This window comes from uncultured Desulfovibrio sp. (genome assembly GCF_944327235.1).
Lineage (GTDB): Bacteria > Desulfobacterota > Desulfovibrionia > Desulfovibrionales > Desulfovibrionaceae > Desulfovibrio.
The window spans coordinates 1-5,283 of record NZ_CALVHE010000124.1 but is presented as its reverse complement, the minus strand read 5'-3'; the positions used below and the strand labels follow the sequence as shown (position 1 = coordinate 5,283).

Here is a 5,283-nt window from a genome sequence, read left to right as displayed (position 1 = left end):
GTAGACATGGTAACCTCCGTCTCCATACCTACTCTTTTTTGAAGCGTATGGAAATAATGAGTCCTGACCCTAGAGCGTTTCACCTTTGAAAAGGTGAAACGCGAGGCGGCAGCACAGCGCCGCCCGGCCGAAAGTGAGCGGAAAAACTGCGGTTTTTCCGCGAAACGCCAGACCGTATGGTTTGAAACGCAAAGCCGTTTCAAACGGAACATACGCTAACCGGCCCGCAAGGGAACGAGGATGCCAAAAGCAAACAGCCGGGCCCTGGCGGATGCCGGGGCCCGATGTCCGCGACGGAAAAGAGACATGGCGCGGAAGACGGGGATGTGCTGAAAATATACTCCTTGAAATATTGGCAGGTTGTGATTTGCCCGCCGTCGGATGACTTGCCAATGCCCTGCCTCTGCGCTAAGGAGAATCAAGAGAAACTCCGCTGCCTGCGCATCGGTTGCCGAAGGCGCGGAAGGCGAAATGTTTTCGCTGTTTCTCCAGACCAAGGAGTCTCAACGTGAAGAAAATCATTGCCGCTTTGGCACTGGCTTTGTCGCTGGCTGCCGGGACTGTGCCCGCACTGGCTGCGGAAGGAGCCGCACGGCCTGCCAATCCCGTTGATCAGTTCACGGGCACGGTATGGATGCAGACCAGCCATGAGAACAAGGCTGCCTTTCTTTTCGGCATTGATACGGCCATCACGGTGGAATACTTTGTGAACAGCAAAGCCGCCGAAAAGGCCGCCAAGGAAGGGAAGGCCCCTTCTTCCAATCTTTCCCGCTTTGAAAAGGGGTGGATGACTGCCATGAAGGATACGAGTCGAGATCAGGTCATCGAGAAGATCGATGCCTGGTATGCCGCGCATCCTGACAAGCAGGACATCCCTGTGATGAACGTGATCTGGTTCTCCCTTATCAAGCCTGCTTTGGCGGCCTCCAAGTAGCGCCGCTTTGAGGAGTTTTTTTATGAAAAAGTTGTTTGCGGGCGCTCTGCTCGTGGTGATGTGTGTTGGCGGTCTTGGTTGCACCAACATGAGCCGTACTCAGCAGGGTGTGGCCAGCGGCGCGGCTCTCGGTGCGCTGGGCGGCGCCGGCGTGGCGGCCATTTCCGGCGGTTCCGCTGGTTGGGGCGCGCTGGCGGGTGCTGGCGTGGGCGCTCTGGCGGGCGGCATCGTGGGCAATAGCCAGGAACACCGCAACCGGTATAGCTGGTAAGCGCGTTCCTTCTTGGGATGTTTGGCAAGGCGGGCTTCGGCCCGCCTTTTTTGCGTACGGCTCCCCTGTTCAGCTTGTCGGGTGACAAACCGTCCCGTGCGATCCGCCGTCTCGCGGGACATCAAGACTCCAGCCCTTGCGTATGCGCCATGTAGGCCGTCAAGACTCTCCCTCCCCCTCTCTTCTTGCAGTGACGGACGGATGCCGGAGCAACGAAACAGGCGGCAAACTTCAGGAGAAGTCCGCCGCCTGTGCGTGCGTTCGATCGAAAAGGGAGCTGTGTCCCCGGCTACAGGAAGTCCGGATCGACAGCGGCGCGGCCAGCACCGGTCATGATGCGCATGAAATGCAGGTAATGCTCTTCCACCGGGATGATGGGAAAGCGCAGACCGCAGGACTCACAGGGAATGAGCTTCGCTTCGGTGGGATTGCCCACAGCGGCGTGCCAGCCGCATTGCGGACAGGTATAGAAAAAGATCATCTCCATGGCGACCGGGGGCACCGGCTGCACAGGGCGCTTGGGACTGCTCATGACCGCGCCTCCCCAGTGGGCTGCACCAACGGCGTGCCGCTCATTTCCGCCGGGATATCCATATCCCAGAGACGCAGGATGGTGGGCGCCACATCGGCCAGTTTGCCGTTGGTCAGGCTGAGGGGCCTGCCGCCCGCGGCATCCAGCAGGATGCAGGGCACGGGATTGGTGGTATGTGCCGTCTGCGGAGAGCCGTCAGGCGAGACCATGACTTCACAATTCCCGTGATCGGCAATGAGCAGCAGGCGGCCGCCACGCGCCCGGACGGCATCGGCCATGCGACCCACGCATTCGTCCACGACCGTGCAGGCCTGCACTGCGGCGTCCAGCTTGCCGGTGTGGCCGACCATGTCGCCATTGGCCAGATTGCAGACCACAAGATCATATGCACCGCTGTTCCAGGCTTCCACGAATTTGTCCGTGACCTCGCGGGCGCTCATGGCGGGCTTGAGGTCATAGGTCGCCACATCACGCGGCGATTCCACAAGGATGCGGTCCTCTCCGGCAAAGGGTTCTTCCCGTCCGCCGTTGAAGAAGTAGGTGACGTGGGCGTATTTTTCCGTTTCGGCCAGACGGAGCTGCCGCAGGCCCGCGCGGGAAACCACCTCGCCAAGCCCCATGTGCACCGCTTCCTTGGGATAGGCCACAGGGAAGGTGAAATCCGCCTCGTACGGCGTCATGGAAGCCACAGCGCAAAGCTGCGGCCGTGTGCCGCGTTCAAAGCCGTCGAAATCATCCACGGTGAAGGCTCTCGCCAGTTCACGCATACGGTCTGCCCGGAAGTTGAAGAAAAAGATCCCGTCTCCATCCTGCACACAGGCATGATCGACGCCCGCCATGCGCACCGGCTTGACGAATTCATCCGTCACGCCCGCGGCATAGGAGGTCTGCATGGCGGCAACAGCGTCCGGGGCTGTCCCCCCCTGTCCGTGTACGAGCATGTTCCAGGCTTCGGCCACACGTTCCCAGCGCTTGTCCCTGTCCATGGCGTAAAAACGCCCTGTCAGCGTGGCGATGCGGACATCGGCAAGCGGGCGGACAGCTTCTTCGAGCTGGCGCACATAGTCCACACCGCTTTGGGGCGGCGTGTCGCGTCCATCCATGAAGCAGTGGATGCGGACAGGCACACCGGCGTCGGCGGCCATGCGGCAGAGCGCTTCAAGGTGACGGATATGGCTGTGCACGCCGCCGTCGGAAAGCAGACCGGCCAGATGGAGCACGCCGCCGGAGGCGCGGACCGCGTCCAGCAGGCCGCGCAGGACCGCATTCTGGAAAAAGGAACCATCTTCCAGCGCCACGTCGATGCGGGTCATATCCTGATAGATGATGCGCCCGGCGCCGATGTTGAGGTGTCCCACCTCGGAATTGCCCATGTAGCCCGCGGGCAGGCCCACTTCCCGGCCCGAGGCCGCAAGGCGGCTGTGCGGACAGGAGGCGGTCAGGGCATCCAGCCGGGGCGTCGCCGCTGCAAAGGGTGCGTTGCCCGGTCCGTCGGGGGCAATGCCCCAGCCGTCCAGGATGAGCAGCAGGGTCGGTACGGGGCGGCTCATGCGAGTTCTCCCCGTCCGAGCAGGGCCGCCGCGCCGTCGCCCCAGAGCGCTTCCAGATTGTAGAGCTCGCGCACGGGTTCCTGGAAGATGTTGATGACGATATCGTTGCAGTCCACGAGGATCCACTGGCCGGCCGTGTAACCTTCCATGCGCAGGTATTCGAAATTGTTTTCACTGCACAGGGCGGAAATGCCGTCGGCAAGGCTTTGGGCGTGTCTGACCGACGTGGCCGAGGCGACCAGCAGGGCGTCGGTAAAGGCCCCCTTCCCGGTCAGATCGATGCTTTCCACCTGCTGGGCCTTGTGCTCCTCCAGCCAGGCCTTCATGACGGCCAGTTTTTCCGGAGTGGGCATCAACGAATATTTTTTGGGCGTAGTCGTTTGCATGAGCAAGCACATACCGCAAAGCGCGCGCAAGGGCAATCCCGCCGCGCATCTTGTTGCGGGCCGGGACGTTCCTTCCCCTTGACCGCTTTCCCCTTTTGGGGCATGGCAAGAGCAGTCCATTTTTTTCAAGGAGAAGCGCCGTGCTGTTCAATATCCGCCAGGAAACCCTCCCCCGCGAGGAGCTCGAAGCCCTGCAGCTGCGTCGCCTGCGGGATCTCTGTTCCCGCGTGTACGCCAATGTACCTTTTTATCGCAAACGCTTTGAAGAGACCGGCATCACGCCTGCCGGCATCAAGTCTCTTGCTGATGTGAAACTGTTGCCTTTTACGGAAAAGCAGGATCTGCGCAACTACTATCCTTTCGGGCTGTTTGCCGTGCCGCGCGACAATATCGTCCGCCTGCACGCCTCCAGCGGCACGACAGGCAAGGCCGTGGTGGTGGGCTATACGCAGCGGGATCTGGACACCTGGGCGGAAGTGGCGGCCCGCAGTCTTGCCGCGGCCGGGGTGAACCATACGGATACCGTGCATGTGGCGTATGGGTACGGTCTGTTCACAGGCGGCCTCGGGGCGCACGGCGGGGCCGAGCACCTCGGCGCGACGGTGGTGCCCGCCTCCGGCGGTTCCACGCGCCGTCAGGCCTATCTGCTGCGCGATTTCGGCGCTACCGCCCTCTGCTGCACCCCTTCCTATGCCCTGCACCTCTGGGAGGCCGGACAGGAGGCGGGCATCGACTTCCGCGACCTGCCGCTCAGGACAGGCGTTTTCGGCGCGGAGCCCTGGACCGAAGAGATGCGGCAGGACATCGAGCAGAAAATGGGCATCAACGCCATGAACATCTATGGTCTGTCCGAGGTCATGGGACCGGGCGTGGCCATGGAATGCCTTGACGCCAAATGCGGTATGCATCTCTGGGAGGATCATTTCCTGCCGGAGATCATCGACCCCGTGACCGGCGAGGTGCTGCCCGCCGGGGAAACGGGCGAACTCGTCCTGACCACCCTGACCAAGGAAGGCATCCCGCTCATCCGTTACCGTACGCGGGACATCACGAGTCTGGACTACACGCCCTGCCGCTGCGGGCGGACCCATGTGCGTCTTACCCGCATCAAGGGCCGGTCGGACGACATGCTCATCATCCGCGGGGTCAACGTCTTCCCGCAGCAGATCGAAAGCATCCTCATGGAAAGCGAAGGGCTCACGCCCAATTATCAGCTGGTGGTGGACCGCGTGCACAATCTGGATACGCTGGAAGTGCAGGTGGAAGTGGACGAAGCCCTCTTTGCCGACGAGATCCGCAAGCTGCAGAGCCTCGAAGGGCGCATCCAAAAGACCATCAAGGAATTCCTCGGCGTCAGCACCAAGGTGCGCCTCATGGAGCCTCATTCTCTGGACCGCTCCGAAGGCAAGGCCAAGCGCATCATCGACAAGCGCCTGGAAAAGTAGACGATTTTTTGTTTTTCTGAAAAAAATGGAAAAAATGAAAGTCTTTTGTTGACAGAACGACGAAGGGAGCGTAATGTCTCTCTTCGTTGAGCGGGAGTAACTCAGTGGTAGAGTGCAACCTTGCCAAGGTTGAAGTCGCGGGTTCAAATCCCGTCTCCCGCTCCA

At 61.2% G+C, this 5,283-nt stretch carries 6 protein-coding genes and 1 tRNA gene; 4 read left to right on the top strand and 3 right to left on the bottom strand.

Annotated features, from left to right (window positions below):
- The first annotated feature begins 508 nt into the window (after positions 1–508).
- Both Q0K00_RS11235 and Q0K00_RS11230 read left to right on the top strand, forming a co-directional pair.
- Positions 509–934 carry a hypothetical protein gene (locus Q0K00_RS11235; protein ID WP_297229575.1) on the top strand — a complete coding sequence of 142 codons (426 nt, stop codon included), beginning with the start codon at positions 509–511 and terminating at the stop codon, positions 932–934.
- Positions 935–956: 22 nt separating this feature from the next.
- Complete coding sequence (locus Q0K00_RS11230; RefSeq protein WP_297229574.1) at positions 957–1,205, top strand: glycine zipper domain-containing protein; 249 nt, start codon at positions 957–959, stop codon at positions 1,203–1,205.
- Between the two features lie 289 nt (positions 1,206–1,494).
- Here Q0K00_RS11230 and Q0K00_RS11225 read toward each other — a convergent pair whose 3' ends face one another.
- From Q0K00_RS11225 to rsfS, 3 genes are read right to left on the bottom strand one after another with little or no spacing between them, the layout of a single operon-like run.
- Positions 1,495–1,737: a hypothetical protein gene (locus tag Q0K00_RS11225; protein WP_297229572.1), complete on the bottom strand. Its 243-nt coding sequence runs from the start codon at positions 1,735–1,737 to the stop codon at positions 1,495–1,497.
- Complete coding sequence (gene gpmI, locus Q0K00_RS11220; protein WP_297229570.1) at positions 1,734–3,287, bottom strand: 2,3-bisphosphoglycerate-independent phosphoglycerate mutase; 1,554 nt, start codon at positions 3,285–3,287, stop codon at positions 1,734–1,736. Before gpmI ends, Q0K00_RS11225 begins: the two co-directional genes overlap by 4 nt.
- On the bottom strand, positions 3,284–3,673 hold the full coding sequence (gene rsfS, locus Q0K00_RS11215; RefSeq protein ID WP_297229567.1) for a ribosome silencing factor: 390 nt from the start codon (positions 3,671–3,673) through the stop codon (positions 3,284–3,286). The genes gpmI and rsfS overlap by 4 nt, the downstream gene beginning before the upstream one ends.
- A 140-nt stretch (positions 3,674–3,813) precedes the next feature.
- Between rsfS and Q0K00_RS11210 the strand changes: the two genes are divergently transcribed.
- Complete coding sequence (locus Q0K00_RS11210; protein ID WP_297229565.1) at positions 3,814–5,118, top strand: phenylacetate--CoA ligase family protein; 1,305 nt, start codon at positions 3,814–3,816, stop codon at positions 5,116–5,118.
- Between the two features lie 90 nt (positions 5,119–5,208).
- A tRNA-Gly gene (locus tag Q0K00_RS11205) sits at positions 5,209–5,283 on the top strand.